Raw genomic sequence first — 22,511 nt, forward strand, 5'->3', positions numbered from 1 at the left:
TGAATGAAGTCTTCCGTTGCCACCCAATCGGGCGCGCTCAGCGCCCTAGCCTGTGGCGTGAGCCTGCTCGCGCTCATGCCGAATTTCGCCCTGGCCGCGGACAGCCCGCTCACTCAGGCAATCAACCGGCTGAACACTGATACCCAACAGCAGCGCGAGATCCGTCTCAGCGATCTGGGTATCGATGCGCCGATCATCCTCGGCTCCACTGACTCGCGCCGCGAGCTGTATCTTCCGGTTCCGGCCGGTGTACCGCTGACTGACGCAACCCTGCAATTCGACGCCAGCTACCTGAACGGCGAAGGCGGACGCAACACCATGTTGCTGTCGCTGGACGGCTTCCCGGTACGCGCCGAAGGCCTGACCGAGCCGCAAGGCAAAGCCAGCGCTACCCTGGGCGTTGACAAGGCCGCCCGCGACAGCGGTTCGGTGCGATTGGGCGTCGCCTGGTCGTCGATCGTTTCCCGCGTGCTGTGCGAAGACGAACGCGTGATCGGCAATGTGTTGCGCATCGATCCGGCGACCCGTCTGACCTACAGCTACGACGCCAATGATCTGCAGGACATCGGCGCGGCGTGGAATGCACTCCCTGGCAAGCCAGGCATCATGGTTGCTCCAGGCAGCCTGTCTGCTGAAAGCTACGACGCGGCATGGCGTATCGGTGTGGCTCTGGAGCGTATAGGCAAGCACGCGCGCATCCTGCCCTTCCCTGCTTTGCAGGACAGCGTCGACCTGAGCGCTCTGCGTATCCCGGCCGAGCTGCTGAACATCCCGGCCTTCGCCAGCCTTAATGGCAAAGGCACGCAAACCCTGAGCGACCCGGCACAGATCGGTGCCTTGTTGGTACTGGGCCAGACGCCAAACGTACAGGCTGACCTGGCAATCAATGATCCGCAGTTGCTGAAAGCAATCAACGATTCGCTGGATGCCTTGCAAGCGCAGATTCAAGGCCGCGACGCGACTGCGGTAGACGCATTTAACCAATGGCGTGAGCGTCACATCAACGCTGGCCAGAAAACCGGTAAGGAAAACGTGCGTTTGGCATTGCTGGGCAGCCGCCCGATGCTGATGATTGCACCGGACGCCACTACCAAAGCGCTGACCATGTTCAGCTCGGCCTGGAACAAACTGGCCCGCACCCGCCAGTTGTCCATCAGCGAAGCTCAGGCTCCGCTGGACACCGATGGCCGTGTAGCGCTGTCGCGACTGGGCGGTCAGCCGGGCACTATCGACGTGTTGGCCAAGGCTGACTGGAGCGCCTCGTTCCCGTTGGGCGCCGTGGCTTATGACGGGCGTCTGCCGGTCAAAGCGGTGATTGATATCGCTGCCGCACCTGGCGCATCGGACACGGCTCCGGTCGCTTCGGTGTTCCTCAATGATTACCTGATCGGCGCGCAGCAGCTTGATACCACGGGCGAGAAGCAACGCATCGAAGCGCGCATTCCGCGTTATGCGTTGGGTTCGACCAACGTCCTGCGCGTTTCCTTCCAGCGTCAGCCGGTCAGCGATCGCTGCCTGGAAACGCCACAGGCGTTCCCGGTTTCGGTACGCCCGACCAGCCACATCGTCCTCGAAAAAACCACGCCAAGTGATGACTTCGCAGGCATGGCTGCACGCTTCGCGGTTGATACTCAGGTATTGGTCCCGCAAACCTGGCTTGATCACCCGGCCAGCAGCTTGCCGCAAGTGATTTCAGTCGCCAGCGCCACCGGTGTTTCGCCACTGCGCGCGCAATTGAAGGTCAGCGCTGACCCGAAAACCGCGGTCAAGCCGGAAAAATCCTTCCTGGCTTTCGCACTGCCAGTCGCCGACAGCAAGCAAGCGCTGCAAGTCGATGACCAGGGCCGCCTGCGCATCAACGACAAAGATAAAGTCTTGCTGGATGTCACCCAGCTGAACAACCTTGCCTCGCTGCAAGTGGTTGAGTCCGGCAGTCAGCGTGGTCTGATCTATCAGGCGCTGGGCAGCGATGCTCCGCAGTTCGCCAAACCAATCCTGTTGACCCGCGGCGATACCAGCGTGCTGGGCAACAACGGTGTGTTGACCACACTGGACAGCAAAGACCCGAACGGCAGCCGCATGATTGATGACGACGAGCCTAAAGGTCTGGATGCATGGCGCACGCCTTCCCTGCTGTGGCTGATTCCGGGCGGCATTCTGTTGTTCCTCGTGTTGTTGCTGGCTGGCCGTAGCGCCCGTCGCAATCGTCAATAACGGGAACCTGAGATGACGTCGCTTTATTGGCCTTACTGGCTGGCCCACTACTACAGCGTTCTGGAAGTCGCCACGATCGTGATCGCGGTGCTGATCCTGATTTCCAGCCTGGACGATCTGTTCATCGACCTGTGGTACTGGTCTCGCCGGATATTCCGCAGCTTCACCGCAGGGCGCAAATACCGGCCCCTGACCGCCGACCAGCTGCTCGCCCGGGATGAGCAACCCCTGGCGATCATGGTTCCGGCGTGGCTGGAATACGACGTCATCGCACCGATGATCGAGAACATGGTGTCGACGCTGGACTACCAGAACTACGTGGTTTTTGTCGGCACCTACATCAATGATCAGCGCACCATCGACGAAGTGGAACGCATGCGTCGCCGTTACAAGCAGTTGCACCGTGTAGAAGTCCCGCACGACGGGCCGACCTGCAAGGCTGACTGCCTTAACTGGGTGATTCAGGCGATCTTCCTTCACGAAAAAACCCACGGCATGACCTTCGCTGGCGTGGTCCTGCATGACAGTGAAGACGTGCTGCACCCGCTGGAATTGCGTCTGTTCAACTACTTATTGCCGCGCAAGGACATGATCCAGCTACCGGTGGTTTCACTGGAACGCAACTGGTACGAATGGGTTGCGGGCACTTACATGGACGAGTTTGCCGAATGGCACGGCAAGGACCTTGTGGTGCGTGAAAGCATGAGCGACACCGTGCCTTCCGCCGGTGTCGGCACATGTTTTTCGCATCGGGCATTGCAGGTGCTGGCCGGGGAAACCCAGAACATGCCGTTCAACACCGACAGCCTGACCGAGGACTATGATGTAGGCGCTCGCCTGTCCAAAGTCGGCATGAACGCGATCTTCGTGCGCTTCCCGGTGGAATACCGGGTGCTGCGTAAATCGTGGTTCAGAAAGCCTTACGAATCGACACTGAAAATGCCGTTGTGCGTACGGGAATTCTTCCCCGATACGTTCCGCACCGCATTTCGTCAGAAAGCCCGCTGGACACTGGGTATCGGCCTGCAAGGCTGGGAGCAGATGGGCTGGACCGGTTCGCTGGCCAACCGTTATTTGCTGTTCCGTGACCGCAAAGGTGTTGTGACGGCTTTCGTCAGCATCATTGCGTACCTGATTCTGGTGCAACTGCTGGTCTTGATCATCCTGCGTCAAAGCGGCGTGTGGGATGTGAGCTTCCCTACCCCGTTCGAAGCCAACGGCTGGATCAAATACCTGTTGCTGGCCAACGGTATTGCATTGGCCTGGCGCGTCATTCACCGCTGCTATTTCACCGGTGTGTTGTACGGCTGGCAGCATGCGCTGCTGTCTATCCCACGCATGGTCGTCGGCAATTTCGTCAACTTCATGGCCGCTTCCCGTGCCTGGAAGATGTTTATCGTTGGCAAGGTGATGAACCGCAAGCTGGTCTGGGACAAAACCATGCATGACTTCCCGTCCACTGACCTTGTAGCGGTTGCTCCACGCAAACTGGGCAGCGTGCTGCTGTCATGGCAAGCGATCAACGACACCAATCTGGAAAGCGCACTGGCCGAACAACAGACTCGCCAACTGCCGTTGGGGCGCATTTTGCTCAATAACGGCTGGCTGGACGATGAAACCCTGGCCGAAGCCATTGCCTTCCAGAACGACTTGCCGCGGGTGTTCGACGTGGCCGCCAAGGCTGAGCGTGCAGAGCCTGCGCTGGCCGACGAATTTGCCTTGCGCTGGCGGGCAGTGCCTGTTGGCCTGAGCCCTGAGGGCCGTCAGCAAATTGCCGTGGCCAGCCCATTGTCAGCCGAAGGACTTGAGCAGGTCAGCGCGCAACTGGGCAGCGAGCCTGTGCAGTTGATCGCTCGGGAAAGCGAAATCATCAATCAGTTGCGTCAACTTGATGCACCGGATGATCGCGCCTTGCCGCATGCCAGCGCACCACTGCTGGGTGATCTGCTGATCGAAATGGGCCTGCTGGATCGCAACGTGTTCAACGATGCGATGCTGCACTACAAACCACAGCAACATGGTCGTATCGGTGATTACCTCGTGGATATCGGCGTGCTGCCTCGCGCAACCATCGAACAGGCGGTTGCCCGTCAGCACAGCCATTATCAGCCGGAGCCGGCATTATGAAACGCTCACTGCTGAGCCTTGTAATCGCCGGTGCAAGCCTGCTGCCAGCGTTAAGCTACGCCGAAGCACTGCCGCTGCCGCTGACCGGCCCCGCCTATCAAGCGGCGAACGAAGCCTACAGCGCCTACGAACGCAAGGATTACGACCTGGCGATTGCCAAAGCCCGCGAGGCTTTGCGTCAGCGCGCAGACGTGACCCGCTTGAATCGGCTGATCGAACTGGCGCAGCGCGATAAAGAGGCGCGTGATAACCCTCGTCGTTATCCGCAGGCGAAGCCCGCTCCGGGTTTCAGCGTTGCCTCTCAGGCGTTCAAAGCCTACGACCGCGACGACTTCGGCCTCGCCGCGCAGTCCGCTCGTAAAGCCATCGCCCTGGCCCCAAAGCGCATGGATTACCGGCTGTTGCTGATCGAGTCCTTGCAACGCCAGCAGCAATTGGTCGAAGCCGATCAGGCGACCACCGAAGCGCTGCGGGTGTTCCCGGACGACGACGCACTGTTGATGCGCCGCGAAGCTATTCGCCGTCAGATTGCCGCACCGCTGTCCATCGCCGGTTATCGTGCGCTGGAACAGAACAACCTGCCTTTGGCAGTTGAACAGGCCCGAAGGGCTGTCGGCTGGGCGCCGGAAATCAGTGCAAATCAGCAACTGCTGATCAGCGCCCTCCTTGCTTCCAAGGACTATCCGGCAGCCGAAAAAGCCGCTACCGCCGCGCTGGCTCAGGACGACGGTGAAATTGCACCCTGGATCCTGCGCAGCTACGCACTGGATCGCCAGGGCAAAACCCAGGCCGCACAGGCCGACCTGAATCGGGCCCTGGCCATCGAGGGTTTGCTGGATTCCGAAGAACGCGAGATTCGCTTCTTCGCAGCCGATCTGGCCCTGGCCAACGGCAACCCGCAACAAGCACTCGACCAGCTGCAACAATTGAAGCCAGACGAAGGCGGCGAAGTTGCCCGTCGTCGTGCCGCTGCACAAGTCGTGGCGCGACAAAAAAGCAATGGCCTGAAAACAGCGGTTCGCTTCCCTGCCCCCGCGTTGAACTGCCAGGAAAGCGCCTTCGGTCTGATCTGTGATATCTGGCCGGGTAACCAGCGCGATGCCGGGACCGACACCGCGGTGCAGGCCTATGCAGCACTGGCGCGCAAGGACGCTGCTTCGGCTGCGACCCTCGCCCAGGAAGCGATTCGTCGTGCACCGCAAAATCCGGCCTATCGCAGCCTTCTGGTCAGTGCTCTGACCGAACAGAAGCGCCTCCCGGAAGCCATCGACGCCGCCAGTGAAGGCATTGCCGCCAATGGCGACGACGCTCGCCTGTTGGCTCAACGCGGTCGTCTGCGCCAACAAACCGGAGATGATGCCGGAGCACGCAAAGACTTCACCCAGGCCTTGGCACTGGGCAGCCTGCCCACGTACGAAGAAGCCAGCCTTTACGCTGCATTGGGCCAACGCAAGACCGCACGCGAACGCTTGCAGCAATCGCGCGATGCCGGTGAGCTGGAGGGCATGAGCAACCTTCAGGTTGCGTACCTGTCGGTACAGGCCGGTGACGACGACGCGGCGCATGAATCATTTCGCAAGGCTGACGCCGAAGCCCCGCTGCCGCCAACGGCGACACAGGATGCGGCTTACAACGCCATGCGCGTCAACGATGACGAGCAGGCGGTGGGCTACTTCAAGCGGGTGATCGATGCACAGAATGCCGGTGCCCTGGACATGCCTGCGCAACAGCTGTTCGATACCCGTCGCGCAGTCGCCGATGTCTCGCGCACCTGGGGCCTGATCAGCACCACCAGTTATCGCGGTAACAGCTCCAGCAGCGGCTTGAGTTCTGCGCCGAGCACCGGCAGCAATGGCAACGGCGGAAGTGGCGGCAGCAGCAACGACAGCCTGCAAAACAGTACTGAACTGTCGTGGCGTCCGCTGGGTTATCGCAACGCACGTTTCGTTGAGCTTTACGGGCGGATCACCGACACCCTGTGGGCCAAGAACAGCGACTCCGACACCGGCATGGACGCGCTCCAGGGCGCATTGGGTGTTCGGATCAAACCGTTCTCGTCACTGAACGTCATGGCGGCAGCAGAGCGTACCTTCCCGCTGGGCTCGTCCAATGTCGACGGCGACTGGCTGCTGCGCTTGGGCTATGGCTCCAGCATTGGCACTGATCTGCGCGTCGATACGCCAAGCTGGTGGACTTCGCAACTGTTCGCCGAGGCCGGGCACTACGTCAATGATTCGCGCAACTACTTCAACAGCGAATGGCAAGGCGGCCGCAGCTATGCCATCGGTGGCACGGGCTCGCGCTGGGTCACCTTCCCGCATGTCGTGGCGGCCTACGATTACGACTCGAAAATGAATAGCGAAACCGGCTCCAATGGCCGTGCGGATTACTCTTCAGGCCACGCCGCGGGCGTTGGTGTGGGTAATAACGTGCGCTACTGGTTCCGTGAAGACGCGTACAACGCGCCACGCTCTTACGTGGATTTTTCTCTGCAATATCGAGTGAAAGTGTCTGGCGATGATCGCGCCAAAGGCGTGTTTGCCCGACTGACTTACTCTTACTGAGGACTGATATGTACCCTCGAATCTGCGTGTGGCTGGGCTTGAGCCTGGCCGCCACAACAGCCCACGCCGCATCTGAAATTGCTCAGTTGTACGAATCCAAATTACCGGAAGGCTCGGCCTGGGTTCGGGTGGTCAATCCAACCGACTCCACGATGCAGGTCCGCATTGATCAGGGCACGAGCTTCAATCTGTCTGCCCAGTCAGCGCTGGCAAGCCCGTTTCAGGTAGTCGATGGCCGTCAGCCTTTGCGCCTGACGGTGAATGGTCGGGAGATAAAAGACCTCAAGGCTCCGGCCAATGCTTTTGTCACCCTGATCCTCGACAGCAACCCTGCTGCTGCGCCGCGCGTGGTGATTGATCCGCCCGTGCGTGGCAAGGATTTGCGCGCCGAGCTGAACATTTACAACCTGAGCAATGGCTGTGACAAGGCCGACATCAAACTGGCCAACGGCTCGACTGTATTCAGTCAGCTGCCGTTGAAAGGTCAGGCGCAGCGCACCATCAATCCGGTGCAGGCGACCCTGATTGCCAGTTGTGGTCAGAGCGCCAGCCTGCCGTTCAAACTTGAACCGTTCAAGGCCGGTGATCGCTACAGCCTGTTCCTGATCGGCTCTGGTCAGACCCCGCGTCTGGTGGGCCTCGTCGATCAGACTGCGCCATGATCAAGCTTATGAAAGCAGTCCCCGCGACGAACACCCGCCCCTCTCGCCGTCTGCCGTTATCGGCCATGCTCGCCGCGATGCTGCTGGGCGTTTCCAGCCAGCCCGCGCAGGCAGCCTCGGCAGTGATCACCGGCAAGGACGGCTGGTTGTTTCCGGCCTGGGAAAGCCTGACCAAGGTCGACAATGCCGGTACGACTCGCAGCATCGCCTTGATCAAGGACCTGCAACAGCAACTGGAGCGCAACAAGATCGCTCTGGTTGTGTTGGTGGTGCCGATGAAAGCGCCGTTTTATGCGCAACGCCTGCCGGCTGACCAGCCACTGAGTCCCGCTGTTGCACAACGCTACGATCAGTTGCAGGGCGCGATGAGCAAAGCGGGCCTGACCACGCTTAACATCAAGCCGATCCTGCAACAGACCGAACAAGGTGATCACACCGCGTTCTACCGGGCCGACTATCACTGGACCGCCTGGAGCGCCGAAAACACCGCTGATGCGACGGCCCGGCTCATAAACCAGCGCTATAAGCTGCAAGGCGAACCTGGTGGCGGCGCCGTGTTGGGTGAGTGGTTCGACAAACGCGCCTTTGGTGACCTGGCAAGTAACTTCCTGCCAGCCATCAAACGTAAAGCCATTGGCCGGGACATTTACACCGTGCGGCATCAGGTGGAAAAAGACCTGCTGATCGATGATGCTCCAGCGCCTGTACAGGTTATCGGCAACAGCTTTGTGCAGCCTTATCTGGGTTTCACTCAGAAGCTGTCCAACGCGCTGGATCGTCCCGTCACGCTGACCTGGAACCCCGGTGATGTCGGCCCTTGGGCTACCCTGCTGCAATATCTGCAATCCCCGGATTTTGCCCAGCACAAACCTCAAGTCATCGTCTGGCAATTCAACGAGGGGCAGTTCCATCAAGGCCCTGATGCGTCAGCCAACTGGAACGCCAAAGGCGTAGTGTCGTTGAGCCAGTGGCATCAGCGCATCAAGCAGGCACTCCCTTGAGGATTTTGGGAAGGCCCCTGAACCGTGCGACTCTGACCGCTCTGCTGCTTGCAGCCATGATAGGGACAGGGATCGCCATGTTGATTACCAACGCAGTAAAACCATTGAAACCCGGCATCGTCGGGATGGTCTGGCAACCGGACAATGCCACGGTTGGCATCAAGGGCGACTGGCACAAGCTCGGCGCGCGGGAACTGCTGGTGCAGTGGACGGTGGTCGATGATCAGGCGTTCATTCCCGGTACCGGCCTGCCTGCCGTACCGGTGATGCCGGACTGGGCACGCATCGGCAAAGAGCCATGGGCCAAAGACGTCATCATCGGTCTGGCCGGGTATTTCAGCGAAAATCGCTCTCGGGACAACGTCGAGCAATTGGCGAAACTCTCGGAGAGCATTGCCAGGCTGTCTTTGCCGTTGCATGTCACGGGTTATTACTTCCCTGCTGAAGTCGATCCAAGCTGGACCAAGGCCAAAGACCTGCCCGCCTTGCTGGCCAAACTGCCTAGACCACTCTGGATCAGTGTTTACGACGGTGCCAATATCGGCCCCGCTGCGACCGCTGACTGGCTCAAGCAGTGGTTGCCGGATGACATTGGTGTGTTCTTTCAGGACGGCGTCGGCGTCTATGCCCGCACCGCTCCGGTGGCTCGCACTTACGCCGACGCCATGCGCGACCGACTGGGCAAGGATCGCGTCAGAATCATCGCCGAGGCTTTCAGGCCGCAATACGGCGGCGGTTTCCGCTCCGCCACTGCCGAAGAGCTGAAACCGCAACTGGAAGCGTATGACGGCTATCCGCTCTACCTGTTCGACGGCCCGCATTACGTGACACCAGATTTGGTGAAACAGCTGTTGAAGTGAGGCTGGCGGGTGCATAACCGTCACTTGAGCCAGACGCAGAACCGGTAGGACCGAATCCATTCGGGAGGCGGTATTTCGGCGAAACACAGGCTGCGGATGTACTGGCCTCTTCGCGAATGAATTCGCTCCCACCGGTAGCCCAGGCAAGACGCAAAACCCTGTGGGACCGAATTCATTCGGGAAGGCGGTGTTTCAGGCCAAACATAGGCGGCGTCTGTACAGGCCTCTTCGCGAATGAATTCGCTCCTACCGGTAGCCCAGGCAAGACGCAGAACCCGGTAGGACCGAATTCATTCGGGAAGGCGGTGTTTCAGGGCAAACATAGGCGGCGTCTGTACTGGCCTCTTCGCGAATGAATTCGCTCCCACCGGTAACTCAGGCAAGACGCAGAATCGGTGGGAGCGAATTCATTCGGGGAGGCGGTGTTTCAGACCAAACATGGGCGGCGTCTGTACTGGCCTATTCGCGAATGAATTCGCTCCTACCGGTAACTCAGGCCAGATGCAAAACCGGTAGGACCGAATTCATTCGGGAAGGCGGTGTTTCAGGGCAAACATAGGCTGCGGATGCACCGGCCTCTTCGCGAATGAATTCGCTCCCACCGGTAACCCAGGCAAGACGCAAAACCCTGTGGGAGCGAGGCTTGCCCGCGATGCATGTGTCGTAGTTTCAAGGCAGACCACGTTATCGTTTATCGTGGGCAAGTGGGAATGCCGTCCGCCCGCCCCTAAAAGGGAATGGCATTCCAACCTGACATTTGTAGCCTTACAAAATTGACAACGGGTAGTTGATGATCAGGCGGTTTTCATCGAACTCGTTGTTGCTGAAATCACGACGCATGGTGGAGTTGCGCCACTTCAGGTTGAGCTTTTTCAGCACACCGCTCTGGATGGTGTAGGCCAGTTCGGTTTCCCGGGCCCATTCCTTGCCATCATTGGTGGCCGATGTTCTGACGTTGTCACCGCTGATGTAGCGGTTCATCAGGGTCAGGCCCGGGACGCCCAGCGCGGCGAAATCATAATCGTGGCGCAGTTGCCATGAACGTTCTTCAGCGTTGTCGAAGCTGGCGTTGTAGCTGTCGTTGGCCAGGGTGCCGCCACTGGTGCCGTTAACCCGCATCCACGTGTCGCCACTGACTTTCTGCAAACCCACGTAGAACACATGAGCGCCATACTTAGCCGAGAACAGCCCCGAGTACGTCTTGTTATCCAGCTTACCGGCCAGCTCCCGACCGTCCTCCCCGCCCTTGAAGAAGCCCAGATTCGCGCCCAGCGTCCAGTCACCCAGCGGCTGGCTGTGAACCAGTTGCAGATACTGCTGGTTGTAAACGTCTTTGAGCTCCGCTCCCCACAGGCCGACCATGGTGCGGTTCTGGTTGAACTTGTATTCACCGCCGACGAAGTTGAACCGGTCAGACACGCCGCCACCGAAGTTCATGTCTTCCATGCTGGCATCGTTACGCGGGCTATTGCCCTGAAACTGGCCGCCATACAGAGTCAGGCCGTCGATTTCATTGGAGGTAATCTGCGCGCCTTGAAAGGTCTGCGGCAACGAGCGACCGTCATCGGAACGCAGGATCGGCAATACCGGCATCCACTCCCCCACCTTCAACTCGGTTTTGGAAATACGCGCCTTGCCCGCGACCGCCAATCGACCGAAGTCATCCGCCGGACGTCCGTCACTGTGGCGTGGCAACAAAGCAGTGCCGTAAGTACCGCCACCGCCGTCCAGCTTCACCGACCACATGCCCAGCACATCAACACCAAAACCCACCACGCCCTGAGTGAAGCCGGACTTCGCATCCAGAATGAAACTCTGAGTCCATTCCTCCGCCTTGCTCTGCGGGTTTGAAGGATCGACGAAGTTGCGATTGATATAGAAATTGCGCAGGCCCAGATTGACCTTGGCGTCTTCGACAAAACCGGCGGCCGTCGCCGCTCCCGGCGCAATCAGCGAAAGGCCCAGTGCGGTGGTGCTGAAGCCAAGAACGCTTGCTGCAAGGGTATTTAATTTAGCCATTTTTGTTATCCCCACTTTCATTTGGACGAGCACAGCCATGCGCGCCCTTGAAAAGGCTCGCATCGCCGATGGAAAGTTATCTGCAAGCCGTCAAAGGCATTCCAGGACGGCTTGGCTACTGGCGTTGGTCGTCAGGGCTTACTGCCCGGCACGCACCTTGGCGATTTCGTCGTACATCAGCTTCACCAGACTGCCATCCAGCTTTTCCGAGTACTTCTTGATCACCGGCTGAACGCGTTCGCGGAAACGGTCTTTCTCTTCAGCAGAAATATCGTTCACGGCAACGTTTTTCTGCTGTTCAAGATAACCACGTGCACTCGCCATACTGCTCGCGGTGACTTCTCGCTGATACTTCTGAGCCTCTACAGCAGCCTCTTTAACCAGCTTTTTCTCATCATCATTGAGCTTGTTCCAGGTCTTCTGGCCAATGATGAAAGACTGCGGATTGAAGATATGACCGGTGGTCGAAATGTACTTCTGCACCTCGTAGAACTTGCTGCCCTGAATCACCGTGAGCGGGTTTTCCTGGCCGTCGATTACGCCCTGCTCCAGGCCGGTATAGACCTCAGGGAAGGCCATCGCCACCGGGTTGGCACCCAGCGCATTGAAGGTGTCCAGATAGATCGGCGACTGGATCACGCGGATTTTCAGGCCCTGCATGTCTTCGAGTTTATTGATCGGATGCTTGCTGTTGGTCACGTTACGGAATCCCAGATCCCAATAACCCAGGCTGACCAGCCCTTTGCTGTCCAGTTGTGCAGCAAGCTTCTGTCCAACCGGGCCGTCGATAACGGCATGAGCCTCTTCGACGTTGTTGAACAGGAACGGGAAGTCCAGCATGGCAAAGTCCGGCGCTTGAGCCGCAAGGATGCCGGAGTTGAGTACGGTCAGGTCCAGGGTGCCGCCTTGCAACGCGGAAACGGTGACGACGTCGCCACCCAGCGTGCCACCCGGAAACAGTTTGACCTTGATCTTGCCGCCACTGCTTTTGGCCAGCAGTTCGGCGAACTTCTGTGCGCCCTGCCCCTGAGGATGCTCCTGTACGTTCTGGAACGCGAAGCGCAAGGTTCGCTCACGAATTTCAGCCGCGTGGCTGGCCATGCTGCCCAGTAGAAGGCCTGTGGCGCAGGCACCTGCCAGCAGGGTTTTCATCAGTTTTTGCATGTCACTCTCCATATTGTTTTTAGAGTCGAGTTACGGAATGCCCACCGACATCAGCCGGTGAAAAACTTCAGCGGTACAAGCACCAGCGAAGGGAACAACACCAGCAGAAACAGGACCACAAACTGCGCCAGCATGAACGGCCAGACACCGCGGATGATTTCATCCATGCTGATTCTGGACACGCCGCACACCACGTTCAGCACCGTGCCCACCGGCGGCGTGATCAGGCCGATGGCGCAATTGATCATGAACAGCACGCCGAAATACACCGGATCGATACCGGCCATGACCACCGCGGGCATCAACACGGGAGTCAGCAGCAGAATCGTCGGCGTCATGTCCATGGCGGTGCCGACCACAATCACCAGCAGCATGATCACGACCAGGAGAATCGTCTGATTGTCCATGAACGGCTCAAGCACGCCAGCCAGTTGCTCAGGCAACTCGGCGATCGTTACCAGCCAACCGGAGACCATGGCTGCAGCGACCAGGAGCATCACCACTGAGGTGGTTTTCGCGGACGAAAGGATCAGGTCGTACAGTTGGTTGATCTTCAACTCCTTGTAAATTACCAATGCCACAAACAGCGAGTACACCGCTGCGACCACTGCGGCCTCGGTCGGCGTGAAAATACCGAACTTCAGACCGAAAACGATGATTAGCGGTAAGCCCAGCGCCCAAAGGCCTTCGATCAACACGCGCATGACTTGCGCAGCACTCTGCTTGGGAGGCGGCTGGATATCTTCCTTGCGAGAGACGTACCACCAGGCCACTGCAAGCGAAGCGCCGAGCATAATCCCCGGGACGATCCCGGCCAGAAACAGCTTGGAAATCGAGACGCCGGACGCCACACCAAACACGATGAACCCAATGCTTGGCGGGATCACCGGGGCAATAATCCCCCCTGCCGCAATCAAGCCCGCCGAGTGAGCCCGGTTGTGCCCGGCCCGCACCATCATCGGCACCAGCAGTGCGGCGAGCGCAGCGGCATCGGCCACGGCAGAACCCGACAGCGAGGCCAGCAGGCAGGAGGCCAGAATAGCCACGTAACCCAAACCACCGCGCTTGTGCCCCACCAATGCCATGGCAATGTTGACGATGCGTTTGGACAGGCCGCCCGCGTTCATGATTTCGCCAGCCAGCATGAAAAACGGCACGGCCATCAACGGGAAACTGTCGGCACCGTTGAGCAGGTTCTGCGCAATGATCTGCGCATCGAACAGATCAAGCTGCACCATCAACGCCACGCTCACCAGCAACAAGGCGAAAGCAATTGGAATGCCCAGCGCCATGGTGGCGATCAGCGAACCGAGAAAAATAACCAGAGTCATGGGTGAGTTCTCTCGGTGGTCGATGACGGGGTATGGATATGCTTGATCTCCTCGGCGGCATCGCTGTCAGTGACCATCACCAGCTCGTCGTCCGCCAGTTTGCCGCTCAACACCAGGTACAAGTCATACAACAGAATGACCGCAGCACAGGCACCGAAGACCAGCCCGGCCGCGTAGAACAACGCCATGGACAGCCCCGACGCGGGCGCGACCACATCCAGATTGATAACCGCTTGTTGCCAGCTTCCGCTGAAAATCAGCCAGCAGATGTAGAGCATCAGCACATGGCCGATCACCAGACAGAAACGCTTGCCACCCGCCGGCAAACGACGCACCAGACTGTCGAAGCCCATGTGCGCACGTTCTTTGAGCGCTACCAGCGAACCAAGAAAGATCATCCAGACGAACAGCCAGCGCGACAGTTCTTCCGAGACGCTGATGCCTGAGTTGAAGGCGTAACGGAGCACCACGTTGCCGAAAACCAGAACGAGCATGCCAATCATGCAGAGCACGATGAGCAACTTGAGCAGCTTGAAATACAGGTCGACTATTCTTTTCATTATTATTGCCTCGCGGAAACCCTGAACCTGACGCGATTAACCCGGCATCGCTGTTACCGGGCTGAACCGGTCTGAGGTGCGCACGCGCAAACGCCGCGAGCCATTACATTCGGGGATAACAGTCGAGCACAGAGAGGGGGATCGAGAACAAGTAATTGCGGTCGCATGAGGGTGGCTCCATTGTTTTTATTGTCCCTTCGCTCTGATGGCAAAGGTTTATGACATGGAAAATGTACTAACCGGTTAATTCGGTCAATATCCAAAAACGTTGGTTATCGACCCTTAATCCGAAAAGATGCGTATCGAATATTCTTGAAATTCCTCGAAAACCAACCTCTGCGAAGACATTTCCTTCGAAAAAGCGGATCAAAATAGCCGCAGTAGCACGATTCACGAAATACAAAAGCGTGCGATTATCGATTATTTATCCGACTAAAAGCGGCTTCTCCGCCCTGAAGTTGCACACCAGGCCCCAAGACATGCCGAAGCATCCGCCATTCTCCGGCGCTAAAATCGCCTTGCTTTGCGAAGGCTTGATATTGAGCTACCTGCGCGATGACACACCTTCTATTCCGTGGCCTGGCCTCTGGGACCTCCCCGGTGGTGGACGCGAGGGCGAAGAAACGCCGCTGGCGTGCGCACTGCGTGAAACCGAGGAGGAGTTTGGGCTGACCATTGCCCCTGAACATATCGTCTGGACTCGGGTTTACCCGGGCCAGGGGCTGGGCGGCCTCGATACCTGGTTCTTCGTGGCACAGGTTCCGTCGGGAACATTCGCCAACATACGTTTCGGCAACGAAGGCCAGCGCTGGGCTGTCACGACCATAGAGGCTTTCCTGGCGAATAACGTCGCTATAACGCACTTTCAGCATCGGCTCAGGGAATATCTGTCGAGCCGCTCTGGTGACGGCCCCGAACCATCAGCACGTAACTAAAAAACGCCACTGGCGGCTGGCACGACTTGCGCATAACATGCCGTGATTCCACATAGCCAGATATCACCCATGATAATAGCCAGCCTGCGCAGCCACCTGACACTCTGGTTCGCCGGGTTGTCGCTGCTCGCTCTGCTGAGTGTGGGTTTCTATGTCGGCCATATCGCCACGGAGCAAATCAAACAGGCCAGTGGCAGTTCGCTGCTGAGCACCGCCAAGTCAGCGGCAATGATGCTGGGCACTCAGTTACGCGAGCGTCAGCTTGAGATATTCCTGCTGAGCCGGGAGCCACATCTGGTACGTGGCAACCTGGATGACCCGGACATTCTGCCGTCGATGGAGTTGCGCACCCAGTCTCACTCCGAGTACGCCTGGATGGGTGTCGCTGATATCAAAGGCAACGTTCGGCAGGCGGTGCATGGCCTGCTGGTCAACCAGTCCGTGCTGGAACGCCCATGGTTCAAGGCCGGATTGCAAGGACCGTATACCGGCGATCCTCATGAAGCGGTATTGCTCGCCAAACTGCTGCCCGCCAATGCCAGTGGCGAACTGCTGCGTTTCATCGATTTTGCTGCCCCGATCAGCACCGCAGACGGCACCGTAGTTGGCGTGCTGAGCGCTCACGTGCACTGGAGCTGGATGACCCGAATTGTCGAATCGGCCATTCTGCGTGAAGGCGCGACCGCTGATTTTGAAGTGCTGATCGTCAATGGCGATGGCGTGGTGCTGTATCCACAACAGATGATCGGCCAAAAGCGACCCGAGTTGCTGGCAACGCAGCGACTTTCCACCAGCGAGAAGCCAGCCGGCACCCCAGAATGGACAGAAAATGCCGACTATCTGTCCAGCGTGTTGAAGGTCCCGACGCCACCGTCCGCCAATCTGGCCTGGTTCATCGTGGTTCGCCAGCCTCTTGATACCGCGCTGCAGCCCGCACGGATCCTGTTTTATAAACTGTTGATACTGGGTGTGGTCGCCGCGCTGGCATTTGGCCTGGTCGCTTACTACCTGGCGCAGCACATGAGCCGCCCTATCGAGCAATTGGCCAAGGCTGCCAAACAGGTCGAGGCCAAACAGCCCGGCGCAGATTTCCCTCAAACGCATTCGGTCCGGGAGATCGCCCAACTGGGCCAGTCCATTCAGAGCATGACCGAATCGCTGCTGACCAAGGAACGCGAACTGCGAGACACCAACGCGTCTCTTGAGGCCACCGTCGAGCAGCGCACCGCTGCCCTCACCCAGGCCAATGCCGACCTGTTGAAAATGGCGACACATGACGCCTTGACCGGTGTTTACAACCGTCGCCGCTTTGACGAAAAGCTTGCCGAATGCAACCAGCTGTTTGAACGCAGCGGCCGCCCCTTCGCCCTGCTGTTCATCGACGCGGATCACTTCAAAAACGTCAACGACACCTACGGCCATGCCACCGGTGACGACGTGTTGCATCAACTGGCTCAGATCATTCAGGAAAACACCCGCGCCACCGACTTCGTGGCCCGTTACGGCGGTGAAGAGTTCGCCGTATTGCTGCCAGAGCCGGAAGGCGCGGAAAGTCCGGAAGTTGTTGCAGAAAGAATTCGCAAGGCCGTTGCCGATGCAACCTTCGACCTGGTCGGGCAAGTGACCGTGAGCATCGGTATTGGCCTGGCCGATACCGCAGATGCCAATACAACTGCGTTGATCAAGCGGGCCGATCAGCAGCTTTATTATGCCAAGGCGTCAGGCCGGAACAGAGTGGCGAGCAACGCCACCGTGGACCTATAAAAATATCCGTCAGATTGCTGACAATCTGGCGGGTTCGCTTCTGTTTACAGCTGCCTACGACCGTTCAGGTTAAAGCTTTGGCCTCAGCGGTCGAAGATTACCCATTAAAGAATAATTAATAAGTTTTCCGAGGAGCAGCGGCATGGGGACATTCAAGGCCTTGTATGAGTCCATCGAAATGCAGTTTTTCGATTCTCTGACGAAAAAGCTCTCCAGCCTTTTTCTGCTGGTTGCCGTCAGTGGATTGCTGTACTGGATTGCCTTGAGCATTCGTGCAGACATCGTTCAGCAGTTACGCGGCGCACAACTGGACGCTGCCCTGCTCGGCCAGATTGAAGGCAGCCTGAACGGGCTCAGCAACGCCATCCTGTTCAGCACGCTGTTTACGCTGTTCATGGTCAGCTTCATGGTCTGGTATTTTCGCCACCTGATCGTGCGCCCGGTCACGCACATGACCAATGCCCTTGCAGAGATCGCCAACGGTGAAGGCGACCTGTCCAAAGACCTGCCCCTGCTGACCCACGACGAGATTCGTGTGCTGGCCAGCACCTGCAACCGTTTCCTGGGCAAGCAGCGGGAAATCATCAGCAACGTCCAGGCCCTGACCGTACACATCGCCGTTGAATCGGCACGCTCGCTGAAAAACATCAGCGACTCCAGCGACAGCGCCACCCATCAGGCACGCTTTGCCAAGGAAGTGATGGATCAGAGCAACATGGCGGTAGGCAATATCCAGGAGGTTTCCCAGCAGACCCAGGGCATCTCCAGCACCACCGCGCAGAACCTGAGCATGGCCCGCGACTCCTACGCCGAATTGCTGGAAGTCACCGGTAACATCAGCGAAATATCCAGCAGCCTCAATGAATTCGGCACTCTGGTGTCGGCGCTCAATCAGCGCTCGACGAGTATCAAGTCTATCGTGGGCCTGATCCAGCAGATTTCCTCGCAAACCAATCTGCTGGCGCTCAATGCGGCCATCGAAGCAGCCCGCGCCGGAGAAAGTGGCCGGGGCTTTGCGGTGGTCGCCGATGAAGTCCGCACTCTGGCGCAGAACGTCAGCAAAGCCACTGACGATATCTCGCAGAACATCGACGCCATGCTCAAAGAGGTGAGCTCTACCCACGAGCAAACCACACAGATCAGCCATAGCGCTCGGGAAACGCAAAAAGTCGTAGAACGCGCTTCGGGTCATTTCGAGAGCATGATCGGCGACTTCGAATCCACCAACGGCAAGCTCGCTGATATCGCCGAGCACATCCTGCAGTTCGCGGAAAGTAACACCGGGATCAACGACCGGGTAACGCAGATTTACGCCGACAGCCAGTCCATTGACCAACGCATGCAGCATTCAGCGACAGCAACCCGTGATCTGTCGGGCGTTGCCGAACGTGTGCAAACCATGCTCGGCAAGTTTGTGCTGGGCCATGGCGCGCTGGATGCCGCCATTACCCGCGCCAGCCAGTGCCGGGACATCTTGCAGGAGCGACTGGCAGAATTGCACCGCAGCGGGCTTAACCTGTTTGATCAAAGCTACAAGCTGATCCCCGGCACAGATCCCAAGCAGTACCTGACCAGCTACACCGAACGCTTCGCCCAGGTCTGCCAGGAAGAGTGCGACAAGCTGACCAAGGGCACCAAAGGCGGCAAGGTGTCTTTCATCGTCGACACCAAGGGTTACTGCCCGGTGAACAACAGCTGGGTATCCAAACCACCGACCGGTGACCGCGCCATCGACCTGCCGGTGTGCCGCAACAAACGCATGTTCTCCGACCCGATCGGCCTGCGCGCGGCGGGCAACACCCAACGCTTCCTGCTTCAAACCTACCTGCGCGACACCGGCGAAATCATGACCGAGATCGACGTGCCCTTCTTCTTCGACGGCCGCCACTGGGGCAACCTGCGGATGGGCTTTGATGCGGCGGTGTTGTTGGCGGAGTGATTGCTGATCAGTGGGTCACGGGAATTCCCGCCGCCGATTTTGATATTGCCCCATGATTTGAGCCGGTCGCTGGACCGGTGGGAGCCGAGCTTGCTCGCGATAAGGCGCATGCGATCTGAGGTCCATCGCGCTCATCCTTATCGCGAGCAAGCTCGGCTCCCACAATGCTAAAAACTGACGAATGAGAACAATTCCGTTACCCTGTGCGCACTTTTTTACGGCGGATATGTCGTGCTGCCTGCGGCCGATTCGTCCTCATCTCTCGGTATGGGTAATTCAATGCGCCTGTTCACACATCTCGCAGTCGGCGTCAGCCTGCTGCTAGCCGGTCAGACCCTGGCCTTCGCAACCACCTATCCAGTCACTGTCACCGACGTTGCCAACCGTCAGGTTGAAATCCCCGCCGAACCCAAACGCATCGTTTTGCAGGACGGCCGCGACCTGTTCACCCTGGCCCTGCTCGACCGAGCCGATCCGTTCCAGCGCGTTGTGGCGTGGAACAACATCATCAAGCGTTCCGATCCCAACACCTGGAAAGTCTTCGAAAACCAGTGGCCAAAAACCGCCAATCAGGCCACCGACATGAAGTTCGGTGACGACGGTGATCTCAACCTCGAAGCCGTCGTGGCCGCTCGCCCGGACCTGCTGGTATTCCAGACCCGCGCCCGCGCTTCGCTGGAGAACGCCGGTGTGGCGCAGAAACTGGCCGCGCTGAAAATCCCGGTGCTGTTCGTCGACAGCGATCTGGAGCCGGTGGTCAACAGCCAGAAAACCGTAGCCCTGCTCGGTCAGGTGCTGAACCGCGAAGAAGAAGCCAAGGCCTACATCGATTTCTACAAATCCCGACTGGCTAAAGTCGAAGCCATCACTCAGGAACACAACAAGAAACCCTTGGTGTTCGTCGAAGCCAAAGCTGGCCAGGGCGGTGCATCGGCCTGCTGCTTCACCCACGGCGATGTGTACTGGGGCAAGCTTGTTCAAGCGGCTGGTGGCGTGAACCTCGGTTCGCAACTGCTGCCGGGCGCGACGGGCGACGTCACGCTGGAGACCGTATTGGGCAAACAGCCGGACGTGTACGTCATGACAGGCACCCAGTTCCCGGGCAATACCTCCGTCTCGCCACCATTTGGCTTCGGTGACAGCGTCAAACTCGACGCCATCCAGCGTCAGTTGAAGTTGCTAGAACAACGTCCGGGCTTCGCTCAACTCAAGGCCAGCCAGAACGGTCGTGTTTACGGTGTCTACCATCAGTTCTACGCCAGCAGCTGGAACATTCTGGCAGTGGAAAACCTGAGTCAGGCGTTCTATCCGGACAGTGCCAGTCAACTGGATGCAGACGCCAGCCTCAAGGCGCTGTTCGCCCTGACCGGTATCAAGGCAGTTCCTGCGATTCTGTACGCCCCTGCACCTGCTACCGGTAAATGACCCGCAACCATGACGACCTCTATCGGTAACGCTTCATCTGACACCAGCAGCTACCAGACCCGCTACACCCACACCGTGTGGAAGCGCACGGTGTTGCTGATCAGCCTGCTGGTGATCGCAGTGGTGGCTTTCATTGCCGACCTGATCGTCGGTTCAGGGACGCTGACGTTCGGTCAGGCCATGAGCGGACTGTTGCAGCCTGACAGCGTCGACGCCAGCACCCGCGTGATCCTCTGGGAGCTGCGCATGCCCATGACGCTCATGGCGGTGCTCGCGGGCACTTGTCTGGCGCTGGCCGGGCTGATGATGCAGACGGTACTCGACAACCCGCTGGCCGAACCCTTTACGTTGGGGATTTCCTCGGCGGCGGGCTTTGGCGCATCGCTGGCATTGGCTTTCAACTTTTCCCTCGGCAATGCCCTGCCGGGGTTCGGTGCCGACCTGTTGGTCACCGGCAACGCCTTTCTGTTCTCGTTGCTGACCGTGGGCATCATTCTGCTGCTGACCCGCGGCCATGTAGGCCTGCAAGCGATTACCCTGCTGGGGATCGCCGTGCACTTCGTGTTCAGTTCGTTGCTGGGTCTGGTGCAATACGTGGCCAGCGTCGATCAACTGCAAAGCATCGTGTTCTGGCTCATGGGTTCGCTGCTGCACGCGACCTGGAACAAGGTCACGCTGTGCGCAATTATCGCGGCAATTGCCATTCCGGTGGTGCTGGTTCAGGCCTGGGCGCTGACCGCACTGCGCAGTTTTGGTGAACAGGCGGTGGTGTTTGGTATTCCGGTGCGACGTATTCGGACTGTGATGCTGATGCTGGCTGCATTACTGGCCGGTGCGGTGACCTCCGTAGTTGGCATCATCGGCTTTGTCGGTTTGGTGGCACCCCACGTTGCGCGCTTGCTGGTGGGCGAAGATCAACGCTTCACCATCGGTGTGACCATTGCCTGCGGCATCATCTTCGTCACCCTCGCCTCGCTGGCCAGCAAGTTGATCGTGCCGGGCGCAGTGCTGCCTATCGGCATGGTGACTTCACTGATTGGCTTGCCATTCTTCATCATTCTTATCCTGCGCGACCGGAGACTGACTTCCCGATGAGCTTCTCCACTGCTGACTATCGCGTCACGATCCACGGCCGGACCATCCTCGACGGGCTGGCGGTGAAGGCCGAAGCAGGCCGTACCCTGGCGCTGCTGGGTGCCAACGGCGCGGGCAAATCAACGTTCATGAAAGGCCTGTGCGGGCTGACCAAAGCGCAAGGTTCAGCCACCATCGACGGCATCGACCTGCTGGGGTCATCTGCAGCGGTACGCGCCAAACTGATTGGCTACGTCGCCCAGGATCTGGCGCATCTGGACGTCCGTCTTTCCACCTATGAACTGCTGCTGCTCGCTCAGCACGGCAGCGCACGCGGTTGGGCAACCGGCAAGGATGCGCAGCGCAAAGCCAGTGAAATGCTTGAGCTGCTGGGTTTGCAGCGTTTTGCCGAATGCCAGCCGGGGCAGTTGTCCGGAGGCGAACGGCAGATGATTTCCCTGGCACTGGCTTTGGTCCGCAGCCCGCGCCTGTTGCTGCTCGACGAACCCACTTCCGCGCTGGACCTGGCCAATCAATTGCAGATTCTCGACGCGGTCAGCGCTTATACCCGCAAGGAAAACATCGTCACCCTGGCGATCTTCCACGACATGAATCTGGCCAGCCGCTACGCCGATGACACGTTGATGCTGCATCACGGCCACGTTCACTGCAGCGGCCCGACGCGCAGCACATTGACCCCGGAAAACCTTGCCCATGTGTATGGCGTGGACTGCCGGGCGATCAGCGTCGACGACGGGGCCTTCACCGCGATTTATCCGGTGTCGGTGCTTAAAGCTGCGAGCTGACATACTCTCTCTGTAGGAGCTGCCGAAGGCTGCGATAGCGTTCAACCTGACACACCGCTATCGCAG

General features: G+C 58.8%; 16 protein-coding genes. 12 read left to right on the forward strand and 4 right to left on the reverse strand.

All coding sequences use genetic code 11. The features are described 5' to 3' along the window. Window positions 1-3: 3 nt before the first annotated feature. Genes K3169_RS17560 through K3169_RS17585 form a run of 6 tightly spaced genes read left to right on the forward strand, consistent with a single transcriptional unit; the run spans window position 4 to window position 9,428 of the window. The gene (locus tag K3169_RS17560; RefSeq protein WP_263267265.1) at window positions 4-2,214 is read left to right on the forward strand and encodes a cellulose biosynthesis cyclic di-GMP-binding regulatory protein BcsB; all 2,211 of its coding nucleotides are present in this window, start codon (window positions 4-6) and stop codon (window positions 2,212-2,214) included. A gap of 12 nt (window positions 2,215-2,226) precedes the next feature. Further along, the gene (locus K3169_RS17565) at window positions 2,227-4,341 is read left to right on the forward strand and encodes a glycosyl transferase family protein (protein ID WP_231677109.1); all 2,115 of its coding nucleotides are present in this window, start codon (window positions 2,227-2,229) and stop codon (window positions 4,339-4,341) included. Then, window positions 4,338-6,905: an NfrA family protein gene (locus K3169_RS17570; RefSeq protein ID WP_263267266.1), complete on the forward strand. Its 2,568-nt coding sequence runs from the start codon at window positions 4,338-4,340 to the stop codon at window positions 6,903-6,905. Before K3169_RS17565 ends, K3169_RS17570 begins: the two co-directional genes overlap by 4 nt. 8 nt (window positions 6,906-6,913) lie before the next feature. Beyond that, the gene (locus K3169_RS17575; protein ID WP_122704014.1) at window positions 6,914-7,567 is read left to right on the forward strand and encodes an alginate O-acetyltransferase AlgF; all 654 of its coding nucleotides are present in this window, start codon (window positions 6,914-6,916) and stop codon (window positions 7,565-7,567) included. A gap of 8 nt (window positions 7,568-7,575) precedes the next feature. Beyond that, window positions 7,576-8,568 (forward strand): alginate O-acetyltransferase AlgX-related protein, encoded by a 993-nt coding sequence (locus K3169_RS17580; protein WP_231665818.1) that lies wholly within the window; start codon window positions 7,576-7,578, stop codon window positions 8,566-8,568. A gap of 56 nt (window positions 8,569-8,624) precedes the next feature. Continuing rightward, complete coding sequence (locus K3169_RS17585; RefSeq protein WP_406643943.1) at window positions 8,625-9,428, forward strand: hypothetical protein; 804 nt, start codon at window positions 8,625-8,627, stop codon at window positions 9,426-9,428. A gap of 765 nt (window positions 9,429-10,193) precedes the next feature. Here the strand turns inward: K3169_RS17585 and K3169_RS17590 are convergent. From K3169_RS17590 to K3169_RS17605, 4 genes are all read right to left on the reverse strand, one after another. Next, a complete protein-coding gene (locus K3169_RS17590) occupies window positions 10,194-11,447 on the reverse strand; it encodes an OprD family porin (RefSeq protein ID WP_099269415.1) in 1,254 nt (417 codons plus the stop codon). A gap of 138 nt (window positions 11,448-11,585) precedes the next feature. Continuing rightward, window positions 11,586-12,611, reverse strand: coding sequence for a TRAP transporter substrate-binding protein (locus K3169_RS17595; RefSeq protein ID WP_027900488.1), 1,026 nt, complete (start codon window positions 12,609-12,611; stop codon window positions 11,586-11,588). A 50-nt stretch (window positions 12,612-12,661) separates the two neighbouring features. Continuing rightward, window positions 12,662-13,942 (reverse strand): TRAP transporter large permease subunit, encoded by a 1,281-nt coding sequence (locus K3169_RS17600; RefSeq protein WP_263267267.1) that lies wholly within the window; start codon window positions 13,940-13,942, stop codon window positions 12,662-12,664. Continuing rightward, a complete protein-coding gene (locus K3169_RS17605) occupies window positions 13,939-14,502 on the reverse strand; it encodes a TRAP transporter small permease (RefSeq protein WP_099269412.1) in 564 nt (187 codons plus the stop codon). Before K3169_RS17605 ends, K3169_RS17600 begins: the two co-directional genes overlap by 4 nt. A 479-nt stretch (window positions 14,503-14,981) precedes the next feature. On the opposite strand from K3169_RS17605, the gene K3169_RS17610 reads away from it, so the two are divergent. The 6 genes from K3169_RS17610 (at window position 14,982) to K3169_RS17635 (ending at window position 22,445) form a co-directional block, all read left to right on the forward strand. Beyond that, entirely contained in the window at window positions 14,982-15,437 is a 456-nt protein-coding gene (locus tag K3169_RS17610; RefSeq protein WP_263267268.1) for an NUDIX hydrolase, read from the forward strand. Between the two features lie 69 nt (window positions 15,438-15,506). Beyond that, a complete protein-coding gene (locus K3169_RS17615) occupies window positions 15,507-17,201 on the forward strand; it encodes a diguanylate cyclase (protein ID WP_263267269.1) in 1,695 nt (564 codons plus the stop codon). Between the two features lie 142 nt (window positions 17,202-17,343). Then, complete coding sequence (locus K3169_RS17620; protein WP_231677105.1) at window positions 17,344-19,140, forward strand: methyl-accepting chemotaxis protein; 1,797 nt, start codon at window positions 17,344-17,346, stop codon at window positions 19,138-19,140. Window positions 19,141-19,419: 279 nt separating this feature from the next. After that, window positions 19,420-20,565 (forward strand): ABC transporter substrate-binding protein, encoded by a 1,146-nt coding sequence (locus K3169_RS17625; protein WP_263267270.1) that lies wholly within the window; start codon window positions 19,420-19,422, stop codon window positions 20,563-20,565. Window positions 20,566-20,574: 9 nt separating this feature from the next. Then, entirely contained in the window at window positions 20,575-21,660 is a 1,086-nt protein-coding gene (locus tag K3169_RS17630; protein ID WP_099269407.1) for a FecCD family ABC transporter permease, read from the forward strand. Continuing rightward, a complete protein-coding gene (locus K3169_RS17635) occupies window positions 21,657-22,445 on the forward strand; it encodes an ABC transporter ATP-binding protein (RefSeq protein WP_049826912.1) in 789 nt (262 codons plus the stop codon). The genes K3169_RS17630 and K3169_RS17635 overlap by 4 nt, the downstream gene beginning before the upstream one ends. The last annotated feature ends 66 nt before the right edge of the window (window positions 22,446-22,511 follow it).

The sequence above is a fragment of the Pseudomonas phytophila genome (assembly GCF_025643095.1).
Taxonomy (GTDB): Bacteria; Pseudomonadota; Gammaproteobacteria; order Pseudomonadales; family Pseudomonadaceae; genus Aquipseudomonas; species Aquipseudomonas quasicaspiana.

Bases quoted from the DNA above. Each gene is read 5' to 3' on its own strand.
- K3169_RS17615 (WP_263267269.1), top strand. From the start codon at position 15,507: ATGATAATAGCCAGCCTGCGCAGCCACCTGACACTCTGGTTCGCCGGG.
- K3169_RS17630 (WP_099269407.1), top strand. From the start codon at position 20,575: ATGACGACCTCTATCGGTAACGCTTCATCTGACACCAGCAGCTACCAG.
- K3169_RS17570 (WP_263267266.1), top strand. From the start codon at position 4,338: ATGAAACGCTCACTGCTGAGCCTTGTAATCGCCGGTGCAAGCCTGCTG.
- K3169_RS17575 (WP_122704014.1), top strand. From the start codon at position 6,914: ATGTACCCTCGAATCTGCGTGTGGCTGGGCTTGAGCCTGGCCGCCACA.
- K3169_RS17580 (WP_231665818.1), top strand. From the start codon at position 7,576: ATGAAAGCAGTCCCCGCGACGAACACCCGCCCCTCTCGCCGTCTGCCG.
- K3169_RS17625 (WP_263267270.1), top strand. From the start codon at position 19,420: ATGCGCCTGTTCACACATCTCGCAGTCGGCGTCAGCCTGCTGCTAGCC.
- K3169_RS17585 (WP_406643943.1), top strand. From the start codon at position 8,625: ATGATAGGGACAGGGATCGCCATGTTGATTACCAACGCAGTAAAACCA.
- K3169_RS17560 (WP_263267265.1), top strand. From the start codon at position 4: ATGAAGTCTTCCGTTGCCACCCAATCGGGCGCGCTCAGCGCCCTAGCC.
- K3169_RS17605 (WP_099269412.1), bottom strand. From the start codon at position 14,502: ATGAAAAGAATAGTCGACCTGTATTTCAAGCTGCTCAAGTTGCTCATC.
- K3169_RS17600 (WP_263267267.1), bottom strand. From the start codon at position 13,942: ATGACTCTGGTTATTTTTCTCGGTTCGCTGATCGCCACCATGGCGCTG.
- K3169_RS17610 (WP_263267268.1), top strand. From the start codon at position 14,982: ATGCCGAAGCATCCGCCATTCTCCGGCGCTAAAATCGCCTTGCTTTGC.
- K3169_RS17590 (WP_099269415.1), bottom strand. From the start codon at position 11,447: ATGGCTAAATTAAATACCCTTGCAGCAAGCGTTCTTGGCTTCAGCACC.
- K3169_RS17635 (WP_049826912.1), top strand. From the start codon at position 21,657: ATGAGCTTCTCCACTGCTGACTATCGCGTCACGATCCACGGCCGGACC.
- K3169_RS17565 (WP_231677109.1), top strand. From the start codon at position 2,227: ATGACGTCGCTTTATTGGCCTTACTGGCTGGCCCACTACTACAGCGTT.
- K3169_RS17620 (WP_231677105.1), top strand. From the start codon at position 17,344: ATGGGGACATTCAAGGCCTTGTATGAGTCCATCGAAATGCAGTTTTTC.
- K3169_RS17595 (WP_027900488.1), bottom strand. From the start codon at position 12,611: ATGCAAAAACTGATGAAAACCCTGCTGGCAGGTGCCTGCGCCACAGGC.